Origin of the sequence: Methylomonas sp. LWB (assembly GCF_001856095.1) — a bacterium.
Classification (GTDB): domain Bacteria; phylum Pseudomonadota; class Gammaproteobacteria; order Methylococcales; family Methylomonadaceae; genus Methylomonas; species Methylomonas koyamae_A.
Map to the genome: position 1 here is coordinate 104,865 of NZ_MKMC01000005.1, position 16,848 is coordinate 121,712.

At 55.7% G+C, this 16,848-nt stretch carries 16 protein-coding genes, 1 other RNA gene and 2 pseudogenes; 4 read left to right on the top strand and 15 right to left on the bottom strand.

Annotated elements, in window-relative coordinates; genetic code table 11:
• Positions 1 to 3: 3 nt before the first annotated feature.
• Positions 4 to 531: a UPF0149 family protein gene (locus BJL95_RS02640; RefSeq protein ID WP_071155264.1), complete on the bottom strand. Its 528-nt coding sequence runs from the start codon at positions 529 to 531 to the stop codon at positions 4 to 6.
• Between the two features lie 107 nt (positions 532 to 638).
• Here BJL95_RS02640 and BJL95_RS02645 point away from each other — a divergent pair, with 107 nt between their 5' ends.
• The 3 genes from BJL95_RS02645 (at position 639) to ssrS (ending at position 1,359) form a co-directional block, all read left to right on the top strand.
• The gene (locus tag BJL95_RS02645) at positions 639 to 866 is read left to right on the top strand and encodes a TIGR02449 family protein (protein WP_064027264.1); all 228 of its coding nucleotides are present in this window, start codon (positions 639 to 641) and stop codon (positions 864 to 866) included.
• The gene (locus BJL95_RS02650; protein ID WP_064027262.1) at positions 863 to 1,159 is read left to right on the top strand and encodes a cell division protein ZapA; all 297 of its coding nucleotides are present in this window, start codon (positions 863 to 865) and stop codon (positions 1,157 to 1,159) included. The genes BJL95_RS02645 and BJL95_RS02650 overlap by 4 nt, the downstream gene beginning before the upstream one ends.
• A 20-nt stretch (positions 1,160 to 1,179) precedes the next feature.
• A non-coding RNA gene (gene ssrS, locus BJL95_RS02655) (6S RNA) lies at positions 1,180 to 1,359 on the top strand.
• A 142-nt stretch (positions 1,360 to 1,501) separates the two neighbouring features.
• On the opposite strand, the gene BJL95_RS02660 is transcribed toward ssrS, so the two are convergent.
• The 10 genes from BJL95_RS02660 to BJL95_RS02705 all read right to left on the bottom strand — a co-directional run bounded on the left by BJL95_RS02660 (position 1,502) and on the right by BJL95_RS02705 (position 9,737).
• The gene (locus tag BJL95_RS02660; protein WP_064027260.1) at positions 1,502 to 2,464 is read right to left on the bottom strand and encodes a hypothetical protein; all 963 of its coding nucleotides are present in this window, start codon (positions 2,462 to 2,464) and stop codon (positions 1,502 to 1,504) included.
• Positions 2,457 to 3,221, bottom strand: coding sequence for a 4Fe4S-binding leucine-rich repeat protein (locus BJL95_RS02665; protein WP_064027258.1), 765 nt, complete (start codon positions 3,219 to 3,221; stop codon positions 2,457 to 2,459). Before BJL95_RS02665 ends, BJL95_RS02660 begins: the two co-directional genes overlap by 8 nt.
• Before the next feature lie 7 nt (positions 3,222 to 3,228).
• A complete protein-coding gene (locus BJL95_RS02670) occupies positions 3,229 to 3,495 on the bottom strand; it encodes a DUF6129 family protein (protein ID WP_064027256.1) in 267 nt (88 codons plus the stop codon).
• Positions 3,492 to 4,190: a NifB/NifX family molybdenum-iron cluster-binding protein gene (locus BJL95_RS02675; RefSeq protein WP_064027254.1), complete on the bottom strand. Its 699-nt coding sequence runs from the start codon at positions 4,188 to 4,190 to the stop codon at positions 3,492 to 3,494. The genes BJL95_RS02670 and BJL95_RS02675 overlap by 4 nt, the downstream gene beginning before the upstream one ends.
• A gap of 4 nt (positions 4,191 to 4,194) precedes the next feature.
• Positions 4,195 to 4,395: a 4Fe-4S binding protein gene (locus BJL95_RS02680; protein WP_064027252.1), complete on the bottom strand. Its 201-nt coding sequence runs from the start codon at positions 4,393 to 4,395 to the stop codon at positions 4,195 to 4,197.
• 3 nt (positions 4,396 to 4,398) lie between these two features.
• Entirely contained in the window at positions 4,399 to 4,620 is a 222-nt protein-coding gene (nifT, locus tag BJL95_RS02685) for a putative nitrogen fixation protein NifT (protein WP_064027250.1), read from the bottom strand.
• A 60-nt stretch (positions 4,621 to 4,680) separates the two neighbouring features.
• Positions 4,681 to 6,252, bottom strand: coding sequence for a nitrogenase molybdenum-iron protein subunit beta (nifK, locus tag BJL95_RS02690; RefSeq protein ID WP_064027248.1), 1,572 nt, complete (start codon positions 6,250 to 6,252; stop codon positions 4,681 to 4,683).
• A gap of 154 nt (positions 6,253 to 6,406) precedes the next feature.
• Entirely contained in the window at positions 6,407 to 7,891 is a 1,485-nt protein-coding gene (gene nifD, locus BJL95_RS02695) for a nitrogenase molybdenum-iron protein alpha chain (protein WP_064027246.1), read from the bottom strand.
• A gap of 100 nt (positions 7,892 to 7,991) precedes the next feature.
• Positions 7,992 to 8,867, bottom strand: coding sequence for a nitrogenase iron protein (gene nifH / locus BJL95_RS02700; RefSeq protein WP_064027244.1), 876 nt, complete (start codon positions 8,865 to 8,867; stop codon positions 7,992 to 7,994).
• Between the two features lie 525 nt (positions 8,868 to 9,392).
• Entirely contained in the window at positions 9,393 to 9,737 is a 345-nt protein-coding gene (locus BJL95_RS02705; RefSeq protein WP_139306098.1) for a hypothetical protein, read from the bottom strand.
• Positions 9,738 to 9,750: 13 nt separating this feature from the next.
• Between BJL95_RS02705 and BJL95_RS25420 the strand changes: the two genes are divergently transcribed.
• Entirely contained in the window at positions 9,751 to 9,897 is a 147-nt protein-coding gene (locus tag BJL95_RS25420; protein WP_217631658.1) for a hypothetical protein, read from the top strand.
• A gap of 88 nt (positions 9,898 to 9,985) precedes the next feature.
• On the opposite strand, the pseudogene BJL95_RS25595 reads toward BJL95_RS25420, so the two are convergent.
• From BJL95_RS25595 to glgX, 4 genes and pseudogenes are all read right to left on the bottom strand, one after another.
• Positions 9,986 to 10,396, bottom strand: a pseudogene (locus BJL95_RS25595) (methyl-accepting chemotaxis protein); the annotation flags it as partial.
• Positions 10,397 to 10,534: 138 nt separating this feature from the next.
• Positions 10,535 to 11,302, bottom strand: a pseudogene (locus tag BJL95_RS25600) (PAS domain-containing protein); the annotation flags it as partial.
• A gap of 351 nt (positions 11,303 to 11,653) precedes the next feature.
• A complete protein-coding gene (gene glnE, locus BJL95_RS02715; RefSeq protein ID WP_071155268.1) occupies positions 11,654 to 14,530 on the bottom strand; it encodes a bifunctional [glutamate--ammonia ligase]-adenylyl-L-tyrosine phosphorylase/[glutamate--ammonia-ligase] adenylyltransferase in 2,877 nt (958 codons plus the stop codon).
• Positions 14,531 to 14,646: 116 nt separating this feature from the next.
• Complete coding sequence (gene glgX, locus BJL95_RS02720; protein ID WP_071155270.1) at positions 14,647 to 16,818, bottom strand: glycogen debranching protein GlgX; 2,172 nt, start codon at positions 16,816 to 16,818, stop codon at positions 14,647 to 14,649.
• Between the last annotated feature and the right edge of the window lie 30 nt (positions 16,819 to 16,848).

Consider the following 16,848-nt stretch of genomic DNA (forward strand, 5'->3'; position numbering starts at 1 on the left):
AGATCAATGCCTTTGTTGATCGCCGTCGCCGGCGAATTGGTCGCGAACCGTAAACACCGAGGCACGCACGTATTCGCGGATTTCGGTCAATGCGCTTTCGTCGTCTTCGCCACCGACATCGCTGTCGATTTTGGTCAGTTCTATCATGTCGCGCATCACTTCGGCGGTATCGCCGGGCCAGTCCGCGTCGGTTTTGGCATAGCCAACCCCGAACAAAAAGCCCTGGCACCAGCAACGCAATGCCTCGACTTGTTCGTCGAGCGGCTCGGCTTCGTCGGGCATCAGCAAGTCGAACTCGAAACTCTGATCCTGATTTTCCAGGAGTTGCCGGGTCTTTTCGAACAAACCCGCCAAAAACTCGCGGTCTTCGTCGATCAATTCGAGGTCTTCGTCGAAGAGCTCGTGCAACCAATTGCCAAAGTCCGCGCGGGTTTCGACACACAACATACCGGTAGCGATACCGTGCGCTTCGGCGCCGCCCATATCGGCGTCGTGTTGCTCCAAAATGGCATTTAAGGTTTGATAAGTCATCTGGCTCTTGGCGCCTGGATAGGCTGTTTAATCACGAGGCTTATGCTAACATTGTTAAGAAATCCCGACGATTATACCGCCTTATCGGTTCAACTCCTCTCCGTGCTATGTCTCAAAGCGAAAAAGACCCAACTACCGAGCTCGAAGCGTTGGAAGCCAAGCTGGATGCGCTGATAGCACAATACAACCAAGTCAAAAACGAAAATAAGTCTTTGAAAATCAAACAGGATGCCCTGGTCAAGGAAAAAGCCAGACTACTCGAAAAAACCACGTTGGCCAAAGCTCGCGTCGAGGCAATGATCGCCCGCTTGAAGGCGATGGAGCACGATTCATGAGTAAAACGATGCAAGCCGTATCGTTAAACATCTTGGGCAAGGAATACAAAATCGCTTGCGCCGCCGAGGAAAAAGACACGCTGATCGATTCCGCCCGCGAACTGGATCGGCAAATGCGCAAAATCCGCGATACCGGCAAAGTCACCGGCGCCGATCGGATCGCGGTCTTGGCGGCATTGAATCTTGCCCACGACTTGGCATCCGGCAATAAGGCCGCAAGCTCCAGCCCGGATATGGCCGGCCGATTGGCGGATTTACGCCGCAAAATAGAAAACGTTTTGGAAACCCCTTAATTCGTTTAGAATAGTGACCCTATCTCCTGCGGCGTTCGAGCAGTACTGGGTGTTTCCTGAACCTGCATTTGCCCCGGAAGCTTTTTACCCGTCATGGTGTGCACGCCTGTTCACTCAGGAAGCCTGATTGACTGGATTTGGTTTCCACTTGAACCTCCGGTTCAAGGACGAAAGTATCAGACGGCGCAGGCGGGAGATTTTCTTGTTAGCCATACTCTGCCCGACCTCGATCCCATGACCGATGTCGCCGGCCAAGTCCTCATCTCAAATACCTGTAACACCCTTCCCGCAAGGCTTCACGGCTCAAGTTAACCGTGTAGCCCGGAAACGACGGCGCTTGCGTTAAACGTTATAAGGCGTGGCAATCCAATCGCGCAACACCGCTTCGTCGCGCTTGGGCAAGTAGGCAAAATCGCCGGAAATATCGCGAAATACCGATTCGGCTATATGGGTTGATACCAAGCGGCCTTTCAACATGTAGAAAAACCAGGCGAACGGATGGCCGGCCTGCCGGTCGAAGCGGGTCAGCACATTGCTGAGAGCGCTACCTTTCTTACCGGCGAAATCTTCCAGATGCGGCAGATGATGTTTGTGGGTATTGACCAACTCGACGTTAACGATTTGCTCCCCGAAACGCCCGGTATGCGAATAGGGTCGAATGATCCAGTCTTCCGACATTCGAGCCACCTGCCCGGCGCTGCTGCGATTCCAATCGTCCATGAAGCGGCGCACCGAGTGCTCTCCGGGATGGCGCTCGTCTATCACGCCCATGAACAACGCCACGTCGGTTTTGCGCCGATAAGCGTAGCGCGAATGGCCGAAACCGAAGCTCTCGATGCAAAACGGATGAATCGGATCGATAAACTCTTCCAAATCGTCCGGCGGATTGGCTTCGTCAACCAACATCCTATCCGAAACTTCGTGAGTCTTATCGATTTCGATCAGCGTAAAGTCTTCGGCCCTATCGCCGGTCTGCACGACAAAATACAGCGTTTTACCGGTCTGTTTGGTGGCGATCAGCTTTTGCTCAAGCGCATATTCGATCAGAGTCTGCAGATTCTGCCCGCACTCGATATAGGATCTCTCCACCCATTCGGTGATGTCGTTGGCGATCCGGGTGCCGTTCATGTCGACGACACCGCCAAGCTTGTACCACTCGTCGCCTATCATGGCCAGGCGGAGCGGGAAATCTGAAATCAGTTGTTGCAGCTTGTTTTGCAACAGTTCGTCGGTTTGACCAGGGATGATTTTTTTACAGCATTCGGCAATGTCTTGTCCGGCAATCGCGAGTCGGGCTTCAGTCATGTTCGGCTTTGGGGCTGTTAGTGGAATTCAAGCGTTGATGTACCAATTCTCGCACATCGGGTTCCGGGTCGTCCGCGAGCACCGTCAAACGGGCGGGATCGACCTTGGCAGCCGCAGTATAGCGCACCACCCAGTCCGGGTCTTGCAACATCGTCGCGGCATCGTCGGCCGGCATGCGCTCGACGACGATACGCCGCACGTCGGACGCGGGATCCTCGGCCATCAGTCCCAAGCTAACTTCCGGCAAACGTTCGGCGACCCGCTTGCGCACCTGCAAATCCTCATCCTTGATAAAGCGGAACAAGCGGCCGGGCGGCAAACGCTTCGCGACGGTCAAGCGAACGATATAATCCGGATCGTTCGCCAATAACTCGAGATGTTCGAGGTCGATGCGGTCGGCAACCGTCATCCGCACCTCCCGATCCGGGTCGTCTATCCAGCTCTGCAACTGCTGAGCCGGCAAGCGGAAGGCGACCGCCCGCCGCACGACCTCATCCTCGTCGTGTATCAACGCCTGCAAGGCTTTCTGCGGGGCATAGCGTACCGCGATTGCTCGCCGCTCCCAGAATTTATCGTTCAAATAGTGCGTGGCGTAGGCTGGATTGACCCGGAAAAACCGGTCGATTTGGCGGCCGCTATCGACGAACACGCAAGTGTCGCCAGGCATGCAACGCCCCATCAATAGCGTTTTGCCGCGGAAGGGACAGATACTGCAGTCACCTATCGGTGTAGAGTCGGGAGCGTCTGATTCCGCCATGCCGCACTCAATCCTCGATGACTTCGGCAATCACGATGCCGGTGGCATGATCGTAGTCGCGGGTCAGGCATAAACAGTGTTCACGGCCATCCACCAGATACAAATTAAAACCCCGCCCCTCGAGCACAGGTTCGTTATTGGGAATGTCGTCGTCCATGCAATAGGTGAAATGGATGTCGGTGTAGGCTTCGCGTAGCATACCGACGACCGTTTCGTTAAGGACTTCGCTGCCAATTTTACCGGCGATTTCTTGCAGTTGTTCGGGTTTGATCATGAAGTGGATTCCTGTTCGAGACTGATACGGCGGCCCGCGCGGATGCCCATCGATTTGGCCAACCAAGGCGGCGGCGCATCGGCGAGGACGGTTTGCAATTGATTGAGTAATTCGGAGACGACGGCGCCCAGTTCGGTCTTGATCGGGTGTATGCCGAATTTAACGACTTTAGCCGCCGCCGGACCACCGATGGACGCGGTGTAGAGCACCCGGCAATCGGCGATTAACTCCGCGCGGTAAGTATTCTTGTCGGCATGACGCCGCTGAGCATCCATGTCCACACTGCGGATGTCGATTAACCGAGCTTCGTCCGCGGACACCTGATAGATCAAAAACTGGCGGCAAGAGCCGAAATGGCCGGCGATCCGAGTCGGATCGTCGCTGACAACGGCCACCAATATCGAGCCGGCGGCATCGGCCGGCAAGGTTTGCGGCTTGGGCGGATCGGGAAAGGCGATGCTTTGCAATATCCCCAGCGTTAAACGCACGGTTTGCGGGTCCGCCGAGATCCCGAAATTGCTCAGCGCCTGACGGAAGCGGTCCTCGCCAAGCTCCGCCAGCGTGTTGCCGTCCAATACCGGCCCCACGCAAGCATGCAAAATCGACACAAATAATTTGGGAGCGGTATCGGGCAGGGCTCGAGACGCCAACCCGATACGCAAAGCCAGTTCCCTCGTCAAGGCGGACTGGCGCATGGCACTATGCCACTAACGGCAATATGCAATTGTCAATCGGGCAAACCTTAACGCATTGCGGTTCGTCGAAGTCACCATTGCACTCGGTGCAGGTTTTTTTGTTGATTTCGAACACCACCGCGCCTTCCTTGATCGAGTCGGTTGGGCACACAGGTTTGCAATCACCACAGGAAATACATTCCTCGGCAACAATGTAGAGAGTCATGCTTTATTCCTCCGCTAATCGCTTGGCTTGCAATGTGGTTGGGATCTTCGGTGGAGGACTCATCGGTTCGAAGTAATATTTTGAGCCATCACCCAACGTGACTTCGCCGCCCCATTTGTCCTCGCCATCGAATTCTAACGATTCTATGGTTTCTTCCAAGTCTTTTTTGGCAACATAGAACAGCAGTTTACCATCTTCGCGTTTTCTGAGCATGACGCTGGGCATAGATTTCTCCAAACGAAAGCGGGGGCAAACTCGCATTTGCCCCCGCGGATAAACGATTTGTTAACGGATCAAATCGTAATTGTAGTCGGTCGTTCCCATACCGCGGGTTTCCTTATCCAACTGCTCCAGTACCGCGTTAACCAGCGTAGTCAGCACGTACATCGCGCCTTCGTAGCCCAAGGTGGTCATACGGTGCAAGTGGTGACGGTCGAAAATCGGGAAGCCGATCCGAATCAGCGGCACTTCGAACTCCTCGCCTTTGTACATGGTATCCCGTTGGATGAATTTACCGTAGGAATTGCCGATCATGAAGTCCGGTTTATTGGTAAACATCAACGAACGGAAGTGCCACAAGTCGCGACCGATGTGCACGGTAGCGGTTTGACCGTAAGGCGACGCTTTCAAGATTTCTTCGCAAGCTTTTTTCCAGCGTTTGTTGGCGTGGTTAACCAACACGTCGGTGACTTCCGCGCCAAACTCCAGCAGCATTTTGGTCATACCCAACGCGAAGTCGGCATCGCCGTACAATGCGAATTTTTTGCCGTGCAACCAAGCGTGCGAGTCGGTCATCATATCCACCAAACGACCGCGTTCGACTTCCAGTGATTTCGAAATGGGTTTGCCGCTCAGTTCGGAAACTTTCATCAGCAACGCGTCGGTCCATTCCAAGCCCATCGGAATGTTCAGTTTCGGCACATCGTGGTTCCAAGTGGTTTCGGCGAATTTCTTGGTTTTTTCCAACTGCCAAGGTTGCAGCAACACGGTGGTGATCGCGTTCGGCGCATCCTTGATTTCGTCCATCGTGGTACCGCCGGAGTACATCCGGAAAGTACCGTCCGCCGGGGTATCCAATACTTCGGTCGGATCGCTCAGCATCGTGTAATCGACACCCATTTCTTTCATCATCCGGTGGATGACGCGGTAGTTACCCAAATAGGTTTCGAAACCGGGCACGAAGTTGATCTTGCCGTTTTTGCCGGGCTCCTTGCCTTCCATCGTTTTCAGCGTGAAGTAGCGCGCCATGCCTTCGAACATGTTGTCCCAACCGGTGGTGTGGCTACCGACGAAGCTTGGGGTATGAGCGAATGGCACCGGGAAATCTTGATCAACATGGCCTTCTTTCTTGGCGTTGTTGATAAACGCGTTCAAGTCGTCGCCGATAACTTCCGCCATGCAAGTGGTGGATACCGCGATGATGTCCGGCTGATACAGGGCTTTGGCGTTTTCCAAACCCGCGAACATGTTTTTCTGACCACCGAATACCGCCGCGTCTTCGGTCATGGAGTCGGAAACGCAGGAAACCGGCTCTTTGAAATGGCGGTTGAAGTAGGTACGGAAGTAAGCCACGCAACCTTGCGAACCGTGGACATACGGCATGGTTTTTTCGAAACCCAGAGCGCACAACACGGCACCCAGCGGTTGGCAAGCTTTAGCCGGATTGATCGTGATCGCTTCGCGGCTGAAGTTCAATTCTTGATATTCCTTAGTCGTCGTCCATTCGAATACTTCGTCAATGGTATCTTGCGGGTGACGCTCTTCGTACATCGCGCGTTTGTTGGCAAGATTTTCCTTGTATTCGTCGGTTCGAAACAAGGGATAACTAGGGGCTATTTTGTCGACATTTTGGCTCATGATAATCTCCTAAACGCGCCACTAATCTGTGGTCCGGCGTTGATTGGATTTAGTCGGGCTGCTTTGTCCAGGCAGCCCGATCTTCGAAAGGCAGGGTACGCCCATTGCCCCGAGGAGCGATGGTGCGTGCCCTACGGCATCATCGCATTCGCTATTAAGCGACCGCTTTTACCGCTTCGCTCTCAGACGCTTCGGTTTTCCAAGGCGCCTTGATTTGTTTCCAGCATGGGTTATTCAGCGTCATGTCCATATCGCGGGCGAAGATGGCGAAGCCGTCGTAGCCGTGGTATGGGCCTGAGTAATCCCAAGAGTGCATTTGCCGGAATGGGATACCCATTTTTTGGAAAATGTACTTTTCTTTAATACCGGAGCCAATTAGGTCAGGTTGAACTTTTTTGACGAACTCTTCGAATTCGTAGCCGGTAACGTCGTCATATAACAACGTGGCGTTGCCGATTTCCTTGATGGTACGATCATAGTCGTCGTTGTGACCGAACTCGTAACCGGTACCAACCACTTCCATACCCAAGTCTTCGTAGGCGCCAATCACGTGACGAGGACGCAAACCGCCGATGTACAACATCACGCGTTTGCCTTGCAGACGCGGTTTGTATTTAGCGATAACGGCTTCGTATTCCGCGCTGTAGCGAGCGATCACGCGCTCCGCGCCTTGTTTGATGTTGTCGTCGAAGTGAGCGGCGATTTTACGCAACGATTCGGCGATTTTGGTCGGGCCGAAGAAGTTGTACTCGATCCAGGGAATGGAATATTTTTCTTCCATATGCCGAGCGATGTAGTTCATCGAACGGTAGCAGTGGATCAAGTTCAATTTCACTTTCGGGGTGTTTTCGATCTCAGCGATGGTACCGTCGCCGGACCATTGCGCGACCACTTTCAGGCCCATTTCTTCCAACAGGGTACGCGAAGCCCAAGCGTCGCCACCGATGTTGTAGTCGCCGATCACGGCTACGTCGTATGGACCGACCTCGTAAGCGGGTTGTTTGCCGTCGCTTTTATCCAAAACCCAGTCGCGGATGGCGTCGTTGGCGATGTGGTGACCCAAAGATTGGGAAACACCGCGGAAGCCTTCGCAACGCACTGGTACAACGGTTTTGCCGATGTCTTTGGATTTAACCTTGGAAACCGCTTCGATGTCGTCGCCGATCAGACCGATCGGGCACTCGGATTGAATCGAAACGCCTTTGTGCAAAGGGAACAAAGCTTCGATTTCATCGATACATTTGGCCAGTTTTTTGTCGCCGCCGAATACGATGTCTTTCTCTTGGAAATCGGAGGTAAAGTTCATCGTACCGAAGGTGTTGACACCAGTGGTACCGACATAATAGTTACGGCGGCCGGCGCGGGAATATTGACCGCAACCGACTGGACCGTGGGAAATATGGATCATGTCCTTGATCGGGCCCCAAACCACACCTTTGGAACCGGCATACGCGCAACCACGAATGGTCATTACGCCCGGCAACGATTTGCGGTTTGAAGTGATGCATTTGTTGGATTTTTCCAACTCGTGGTCGTTGACCGCCAAGTGTTTCGCGCGGTCTTTTTTGGCTTTCTCGGGATAGACTTCCAGCACTTCTGCGATCAGCGCTTCGGTCTCTTCTCTTGTCATGGCTGCCATGATGTTATCCTCCTAATGTCGTGGGCAATCCCCCAACAGACAGTTTTTGGGAACAGATAGGGTGGCGGACGGCAAGCCGCCCGCCGGTTTCTAGCAAGACTTATTCTTCGGCAGCGGTTTTACCGATCAAAGTTGCGTCTTCTTCTTCCATCAAACCGAAGTTCATCAACAACTCTTCCAACTCGTCCATCGTGATCGGAGTAGGGATCACCAAGTTTTTGTTGTGCAGAACTTTTTGAGCCAAAGCGCGGTATTCGTCGGCTTGTTTCGCGGTTGGTTCGTACTCGATAACCGTCATACGACGGATTTCAGCACGTTGTACAACGTTGTCGCGTGGTACGAAATGGATCATTTGAGTGCCCATTTGTCTTGCCAATTCTTCGATCAGTTCGTCTTCACGAGCTGTTTGACGAGAGTTGCAGATCAAACCGGCCAAACGAACGCCGCCTGAGTTGGCGTATTTGACGATACCTTTAGCGATGTTGTTGGCAGCGTACATAGCCATCATCTCGCCAGAGCAAACGATGTAAATTTCTTGCGCTTTGTTTTCGCGGATAGGCATCGCGAAACCGCCGCAAACAACGTCACCCAATACGTCGTAGAAAACGAAGTCGAGTTCGTCGTCGTATGCGCCTTCCTCTTCCAGGAAGTTGATCGCGGTGATAACACCACGGCCAGCGCAACCAACTCCTGGCTCTGGACCGCCTGATTCAACGCATTTCACGTCGCCGTAGCCGACCTTCAATACGTCTTCCAGTTCCAAGTCTTCGACGCTACCAGCTTCGGCAGCCAAATGCATGATGGTGGTTTGCGCTTTTGAGTGCAGGATCAAGCGAGTAGAATCGGCTTTAGGATCGCAACCGACGATCATCACTTTTTTACCGGCTTCCGCCAGAGCGGCAACCAGGTTTTGGGTTGTGGTGGATTTACCAATACCACCTTTACCGTAAATAGCACATTGACGTAATTTCGCCATGACTTTCTCCTCTTGTGGGCTTTGTTAATAACAACCCTACTACAGCAATGGGCGTGCCAGTTTGCCGGAGTTACTCATAATACTGATTTATAAAGGATTTTTTAACCCAAAAACGCCTAACAATGTAGTCGTATACCCAACATTTTGTATTGGCCACTGTCGTTTTACTCACAGCCTACGTGTGGTTATTGCAACGATGCCCTTCGAATGGCTTCAAACCTTTGGCGCCACGGTCTCGATAGGCGTTCGTCAATACCGTTTTATCCGGCTTTCGGCTTTTCGACCGATGCTATATATAACGTTGAAACGAGGTTAAGCCGGAACAGCTCGACCGGCGCCGATTTCGTTCCCAAGCTCACGCGCCGAGAGTATCTCCATGACCGATTCAACGTTCTCGCCGTGGCCTTACGGCAAACACTCGCGCTATTGGTCGCGCCGTTAATCTGGCTGATAATCCTAAAAAGAGCAGTTTGGCGATGAAAAATCCCGTTCGTCCTGAGCTTGTCGAAGGGCGCGCGGGATTTTTCATTCACCCGTTTGGTGAGTGTATTGCGAGCCGTCCATGCTTCGACGTTGCTCAGCACGAACGGCCCGCAATACACGCCAACTGCCCTTTTTAGGATAATCGGCATTCTGCCGGCCCTTACCCATCAATACTGGGGCTGGCCAAACGCCGACGCCGGAAACTATTTGGTCCCGACGGTTATTTTGGCCGGCTTGGCGCCCCTGGTATTGGTGGTGGTTGAGTTTTTGGCGCGGCGGCGAGCGCTGCTGGACATCCAGGGCGTCAAGATCGATTTCGGGCCCCGCGCCGAGCAACCCGGCGTTCAGACTGGCGGACAACATCGGCATACCGGGTACCGTCGTCACCGATGCCGCTCCGATGGAAATACTCGATACGCTGGCACTTGCCACCCAGTGCGAGGTTGCGGTGGTCGATTTGAAGGAAGGCGACGCCTGGTGGATGTCCCGCCTGTTGTCCCCTGCGCGGATGCCGTTCGCTGCCGTCTCCTGCTATTCACCGGCATAGGCGCGGCGACTTTGTTCCCGCACTCCGAAGTCGCGCGCTACGCTTTCGATGCCGTGCCGATCGCGGCCCCGACGAGCACGGCTAAGTCTTACTTGCGGTTGGTCAGCAACGAAGCAACGGTTTTGGAAACGTTCACCGCGCCTAGATAGATTTCGTCCATGACCTTCGACACCTGTGCGATTTGCTCGTTGCTGGATTGGCCGCTGCTTCTGACGATGTCCATCCGTTCGGTCACGGTCGCGGTCAAGTTGCGGTTGGCGTAAACCACTTGATCGATTTCGGCGGTGGATTTGCTGGTGCGGGCCGCCAATTGCCGCACCTCGTCGGCGACCACCGCGAAGCCCCGTCCCTGATCGCCGGCCCTTGCCGCTTCGATCGCCGCATTCAGAGCCAGCAAATTGGTTTGATCGGCGATCTCGCGTATCGTCGACACGATGGCCGCGATATTGCGGGATTGTTCGTTCAACTGGTTGATCACCTCGCCGGTCTGATTGATCTGCTCGGTAATTTCGTTGGACATCGTCACCGATGTCGCCAGCAATTCGGCGCCCTTCTGCGCAATCTGGCTGGTTTCCTCCGCCGTGGAAAACGACATCTCGGCGGCTTGGATCACTGTGGTATTGCGATTGACGCTCTCGGTCACGTCGGTGGCGAACTTGATCACTTTAACCACGTGCCCGTCGGCGTCGAACACCGGATTGTAGGAAGCCTCCAGCCAAACGCTGTCACCACGCGCACTGCGGCGCTGAAATTGTCCCGATTGGAACTGGCCACGTTGGATTTTTTCCCAAAAGTTCGGTTGATCCCGATAAAACTGATCGAAGCACAGCACCCGATGGTGCTTGCCGACCAAATCGGCGAGTTGGTAGCCCATTACGCTCAGAAAATTGGTGTTCGCGGTGACGATTTGTCCATCGGGCGTAAATTCGATGACCGCCATCGACCGGTCGATGGCCTTTTGTATCGCCAATTGGTCGCGCAAGCGATCCTGCATCTCGGTGACGTCCGCTGCGATCTTGAACACGCGCGTGACATCGCCCTGACGATTGACAACCGGAAAATACGTGGCTTCCAGCCAAAGCGTCGTCCCGTTTTTATGGCGGCGTTGAAAAGTACCGTGTTGCTGACGCCCAGCTTTCAAGGCATTCCAAAACGCGCCGTACTCGGCGCTATTGACATGCCCCGGATCGCACAAAACTCGATGCTGCTGACCCTGCAATTCGGCGGCCGAATAGCCTACGACATCCAGGAACAAACGGTTGGCGCCAATGATCGTGCCATTCGGCTGAAATTGGATCGTGGCAATATTGGCCTCGATCGCGTCGGCAAAATCGGTCGCATCGGCCAAGCGGCGCCGAGCCTCGGCCAAGTCGGTTTTTAAGCGCCGATTGAAGAAATCGAACATGTTATTCTCTGTGCTGAAGTTTCTGCGTTCGTCCACACCTTCCCCGGTAACTTCCCCCGTACCGAACTAGCACGCCCATCGACGCGGGGTTCCGGAAGAACGCGGCTACGAACCCGAAGCACAAGTGTAGCGGACTCCATCGCGAAAAATTAACGCCCGGTTTCTGCGGTTATTTCCAACGCGCCTGCGCGCGTACGCACCTCCGAATGTTTTTACGCCGTACGCCAATAAACCCGCTTCCAGCCGGCCTTATCCACGTAAGCTAACGCGCCTTGAAAAACGCTCTCCTTCCTCGCTCGAGCAGTGGTTGCCGCCGCCAAACGCCTGTTTCAAGCCAAGCGTATCGAGGATCTAACACATGTATTGTTGCCAGAGTCGCTCGACCTCGGCGCGCAGCGCCGTGAAATCGCCGGCCGCCGCCATTGCGCTCAGATCTTGCAATACTTGGTGGTGGCCGTAATCGCGATAGGCGCAGTAAGCCTGTTTCAACAGCGCCGTTTCGGCGGCCGGCATCAAGCCGTGGGCCTGCAAGCCGTCCAACAGCCGGACGTTGTCGGTGTACTTGGCCAAATCGGAATGCCGTGCAGCATGCGCCAGAATACAAAACTGCACGATGAATTCGATATCGGCGATACCGCCGGCGCTTTGTTTTAAGTCGAATACCGCCGGATCCTTGGCCGCCAGATTGTCGCGCATCTTTTGGCGCATCTCACGCACTTGGGTTTGCAGCGCTCGGTAATCGCGGGGCAGCGCCAAAATCCGCGCGCGAATCGCCTCGTACGTGGCTTGCAACTCGGTGTCGCCCGCGACGAAGCGGGCTCGGACCAGGGCCTGGTGCTCCCAAGTCCAAGCCTGATCGCGCAAATACGCTTCGTAATGACCGATATGCGTGACCAACAAACCCGAATCGCCATTGGGCCGCAGCCGCAGATCGACTTCGTACAACACCCCGGACAGCATCCGGGTGTCGAGGATATGGCGGATCTTCTGACCGAGCCTGATATAAAACTGCGCGGTGCCGATCGGCTTATCGCCATCGGTGAGCGCATCGCCGTCGGCGGCGTCGTACAGAAATACCAAATCCAGGTCGGAGCCGTAACCGAGTTCGATGCCGCCGAATTTGCCGAAGCCGAGGATCGCGAAATGCTTGGGTTCCGGTCCGGTCGCGGGCGGATAACCGTGCTTGGCGCCCAGCATGGCCCAGGCCCGCGCCAGTACTTGTTCCAAGATTGCTTCAGCGATCCAGGTCAAGTAATCGCTGACCACCATCACCGGAATAAAGCCCATGATGTCGGCCGCCGCCACCCGCAACACATGCTGATGTTTGAACAGGCGCAACGCGATCATCAATTGTTCGCTGTCCTGGGCTTCGACCCGGCTCAGGGCCAAGCCTAAGTCCTCGCGCAACGCCTGTTTTTGCAGCGGCGCGTACAGGGCGCCGGTATCCAGCAATTCGTCGAACAGTATCGGATACAACGCCAAGTAGTCGGCGATCCAAGGGCTGGCGGCGGTCAATTTGATCAATTGCGCCAAGGCCTGCGGGTTCTCGGCCAACAAGGACAGATAGACGGCCCGGCCGGTCACCGCCTCGAACAGTTTCAACACCCGCGGCAACGTGGTTTCGGGGTGTTCGGTCTCGGCAACGCGTTCTATCGTTTGCGGCACCAAGCGCTCCAGTATGGTCGCGCCCTTGGCGGTCATGCGCTTGACCGCGTGGCTGTGCTTGAAATCGACGATGGCTTGCAGCACATTGCGCGGTTCGGAGAAACCGTAGTCCGCCAGCGCTTCCAACGCTAAATCGTCGTCGGCGGCGCAAGTCCAGATCAACCGGGCACTCCGTTGCTTGGTGTCCTGCTCGCTCAGCGAAAACACTTGCTCGAAGGTATCCTGCACCCGCTCGCGCACGGCGTCCAATTCGCGCTTGAAGGCCTCCCAATCCTCGAAATCCAGCGAGTAAGCCAAAATTTGCCGGACCACCCGCTGGGTCGGCAAATCGTGAGTTTGTTTGTCCTGGTATTCCTGGATGTGATTTTCGGTGCGGCGCAAGAAACGGTAAGCGAACTTCAACGTCGCCACGTCATCGCCGCTCATCAGCTTCAGGTCGGCCAGCGCGGCGAGGATGACTTGAATCTCGCGCTGCTGCAGCACCGGCTCCTGGCCGCCGCGAATCAACTGGAAGGCCTGGCCGATGAACTCGACCTCGCGGATGCCGCCCGGACCGAGTTTGACGTTGTCCAAGCGGTCGCGGCGCTTCAGCTCCTGAGCGATCTGAAACTTCAACGAGCGCAACTCCTCGAAGGCGCCGTAATCCAGATAGCGGCGGTAGACGAAGGGCTTGATCAGCGCGGCCAATTGCCGGCCGGTTTCGAAGTCGCCAGCCACCTGGCGGGCCTTGATCATCGCGTAGCGTTCCCATTCCCGCGCTTGGGTCAGGTAGTACTTTTCCATGCCGTCGAAATCCATGATCAACGGGCCGCTGTCGCCGAACGGCCGCAACCTGACGTCGGTACGAAACACAAAGCCATCGACGGTGATTTCGTCCAACATCTTGACCAAGGACCGGCACAAGCGGGTAAAAAACTCCCCGTAACTGATTTCTTTTTTGCCGGTCAACATGCCGTCTTCGGCAAACGCGAAAATCAAGTCGATATCGGACGAATAATTCAATTCCCAGGCGCCGAGCTTGCCCATGCCCAGCACCACGATATTGAAGGGCCTACCGTCGGCCAGCGTCGGCGTTCCCCAGCGATCGCAGGCCCGAGCGTACAAATAATCCAACGCGGCGGCTATGCAGGCTTCCGCTAACGCGGTCAGATCGGCCAGCGTTTCGTCCAAATCGGCCCAGCCGGCCAAATCGCGCCAGGCGATACGGATCATTTCCAGACGCCGAAACCGGCGCAAGACCTTGGCCAGCGCCGGTTCGCCGTCGATCTCGGCAACGGCCGTCCGTAACGCGGCGGCGTATTGATCCCGGCGCGTCGGCGCGAACAAATCGCCGGCGGCCGCCAATTCCGCAATCAAGCCCGGTTCGCGCAGCCAGCTGTCGGCGACGAATTGACTGCAAACGCAAACCTTTAAGGCACTCGCCGCGATCGCCTCGTGCTCCAGCACCGCCGCCTGTTCGGCGTCCAGAACCACCGCCAACCGCTCGCAAAAACCGGCGGCGACGGATTGCAAATCCTCGGGCAGCGGAGCGGCATGGCGGGACAACGCGGCAAAAATGGGCATGGGCGGTTTCCTGTATCGACGGCAAAACCGCATGATACCGAAACTCGAACCAGCGCTCTAATTTGGGGCGTTCGCCGCCGAAACCGGGGCTCGAGAACGAGCCCCTAGGCATGGGCCTAATCGATCAAACGGATGCCGGTCAATTTGGTCAGAAAGGCGGATGCTTTATGCGACACGGACTCGCCGCCGCCTTCGTTGGAAAAACGGGTATTCTCCAATACCACCACCGAATTGCCGCGCACCCGGTATTGCTGTAGCGACAGCGGCGACTGATTGGCGAGTTCGACGGCGTCGGCCGGCGAACTCAGCGCGGTATCGATCGACAAACACCAAGCCTTGCCTTCGATTTTGGGCAAATCGATCAGCACATCCTCGCTCGCCATATTCATCACCACGTGCAAATCCGGTTCCTCCTTGGCCAACGCGGACAGCGTGTACGACAAAAAGCGCGCCTCGGGATCGGTCCAGGCCGGCGGATGCATCTGATCGACGTCGTACCAGTGAATATCCGGCAGCGTCTTACCTTCCAGCGGCCTTCCGGTCAGGAAGCGGCGGCGCATCAGCGCGGTGTGGCGCTTGCGCAGTTTGATCAGAGTCTGCACGAAGCGCAGCACGTCGGCATTCTTCTTGGCATCCTCCCAGTTCAACCAGCTCAGCTCGTTATCCTGGCAATAGCCGTTGTTGTTGCCACCCTGGCTATTCAAAAATTCGTCGCCGGCCAGCAACATCGGCACACCGTGGCTCAGCAACAGAATCGCCAACGCGTTCTTGGCGCGCCGCCGCCGCACGGCCAAAATCTCGGGATCGTCGGTCGGCCCTTCGACACCGCAGTTGTAACTCAAATTGTTGTTGCAGCCGTCGCGGTTTTCCTCGCCATTGGCTTCGTTGTGTTTGTCGTTGTAACTAAACAGATCGTGCAGCGTAAAGCCGTCATGACAGGTCACGAAGTTGATGCCGCTGATCGGCAAGCGATGTTGATGCTCGTAGAGATCGCTGCTGCCGCAGATGCGGGTGGCCACTTCGTTGATCATGCCGCCGTCGCCGCGCACGAAGCGGCGTATCGCGTCGCGGTAGCGGCCGTTCCACTCGGCCCAACGGTAGCCGGGGAAATTGCCGACTTGATACAGACCCGCCGCGTCCCAAGCCTCGGCGATCAGTTTGGTCTTGGCCAATTGCTGAGACAGCTCGATGCCCCACACCAACGGCGGGTCCTGCAACACGCTGCCGTCCTCGCCGCGCGCCAAGGCGCTGGCCAAATCGAAGCGGAAACCGTCGACGTGCATCTCCCGCACCCAATATTCCAGGCAGGTGATGATGAAGTTAGTCACCAACGGATGGTTGGCGTTGACGGTATTGCCGCAACCGGTGTAATCCAGAAATAGCCTTTTGTCGTATTTGTCGGTCAGATAAAAGCTGTTGCCGGTAATCCCCTTGAAATTGATGACCGGCCCATCGCTGCCGGCCTCAGAGGTATGGTTGAACACCACGTCCATGATCACGCCGATACCGGCTTTGTGCAGCGCCCTGACCAGATCGCGAAACTCCCTAATGTGAGTACCCTGTTCCGGCGTCACGCAATAGCCCGGATGCGGGCTGAAAAAGCTGTGGGTGCTGTAACCCCAATAGTTGGTCAAACCGCGCTCGGCGGTATGCGGCGGCACGTCCTGTTCGTCGAAGGCCATCGCCGGTAACAATTCGACATGGGTGATGCCCAGTTTTTTCAGGTAGGGAATTTTTTCGATCAGCCCCAGAAAGGTCCCCGGATGCTTAACCTTGGCCGACGGATGCCGGGTAAAACCGCCGACGTGCAATTCGTAGACGATGACTTTCTCGCTACGTATCGACAGCGGCGTATCCCCTTCCCAATCGTAATGATCGTCGACGACGACACCGCGCATCGCGTGATAGCTGTTGTCGCCGGGCACGCAGGCCGCGCCGCGCACCCACAACTTGTCACTGACCGCTCGCGCCCAGGGATCGAGCAACAACTTGTCGCGGTCGAAGCGCAATCCCGTTTCCCGCGTTTGCGACGGGCCGTCCAAGCGCCAGGCGTACCAGGTGCCGACCGGTAATTCGACGACGAACACGTGCCAGGAAAAAAAGGTGTGGTGCTTATCGGTGGTTAACGGAATAATTTGGAACGGCTTTTCGCTGTCCGACTGAGCGAACAGCAACAGCTCCACGTAAGTGGCATGACGGCTGGAAATCGAAAAATTGACGCCCCCCTCGCCGACTTTGGCGCCGTGGGGATAAGGACTACCCGACTTCAAGTGGTATTGTTTATGCATTTCCTTGACCGAAAAAGTCCGAAAGCCCCG

Excerpts from the sequence above, each read along its gene's own strand:
- BJL95_RS02670 (WP_064027256.1), bottom strand. The coding sequence starts at position 3,495 with ATGATCAAACCCGAACAACTGCAAGAAATCGCCGGTAAAATTGGCAGC.
- BJL95_RS02680 (WP_064027252.1), bottom strand. The coding sequence starts at position 4,395 with ATGACTCTCTACATTGTTGCCGAGGAATGTATTTCCTGTGGTGATTGC.
- nifT (WP_064027250.1), bottom strand. The coding sequence starts at position 4,620 with ATGCCCAGCGTCATGCTCAGAAAACGCGAAGATGGTAAACTGCTGTTC.
- glgX (WP_071155270.1), bottom strand. The coding sequence starts at position 16,818 with ATGCATAAACAATACCACTTGAAGTCGGGTAGTCCTTATCCCCACGGC.
- BJL95_RS02650 (WP_064027262.1), top strand. The coding sequence starts at position 863 with ATGAGTAAAACGATGCAAGCCGTATCGTTAAACATCTTGGGCAAGGAA.
- nifH (WP_064027244.1), bottom strand. The coding sequence starts at position 8,867 with ATGGCGAAATTACGTCAATGTGCTATTTACGGTAAAGGTGGTATTGGT.
- nifK (WP_064027248.1), bottom strand. The coding sequence starts at position 6,252 with ATGAGCCAAAATGTCGACAAAATAGCCCCTAGTTATCCCTTGTTTCGA.
- BJL95_RS02640 (WP_071155264.1), bottom strand. The coding sequence starts at position 531 with ATGACTTATCAAACCTTAAATGCCATTTTGGAGCAACACGACGCCGAT.
- BJL95_RS02660 (WP_064027260.1), bottom strand. The coding sequence starts at position 2,464 with ATGACTGAAGCCCGACTCGCGATTGCCGGACAAGACATTGCCGAATGC.
- BJL95_RS02675 (WP_064027254.1), bottom strand. The coding sequence starts at position 4,190 with ATGCGCCAGTCCGCCTTGACGAGGGAACTGGCTTTGCGTATCGGGTTG.
- nifD (WP_064027246.1), bottom strand. The coding sequence starts at position 7,891 with ATGGCAGCCATGACAAGAGAAGAGACCGAAGCGCTGATCGCAGAAGTG.
- BJL95_RS02665 (WP_064027258.1), bottom strand. The coding sequence starts at position 3,221 with ATGGCGGAATCAGACGCTCCCGACTCTACACCGATAGGTGACTGCAGT.
- BJL95_RS02645 (WP_064027264.1), top strand. The coding sequence starts at position 639 with ATGTCTCAAAGCGAAAAAGACCCAACTACCGAGCTCGAAGCGTTGGAA.
- BJL95_RS25420 (WP_217631658.1), top strand. The coding sequence starts at position 9,751 with ATGGAAATACTCGATACGCTGGCACTTGCCACCCAGTGCGAGGTTGCG.
- glnE (WP_071155268.1), bottom strand. The coding sequence starts at position 14,530 with ATGCCCATTTTTGCCGCGTTGTCCCGCCATGCCGCTCCGCTGCCCGAG.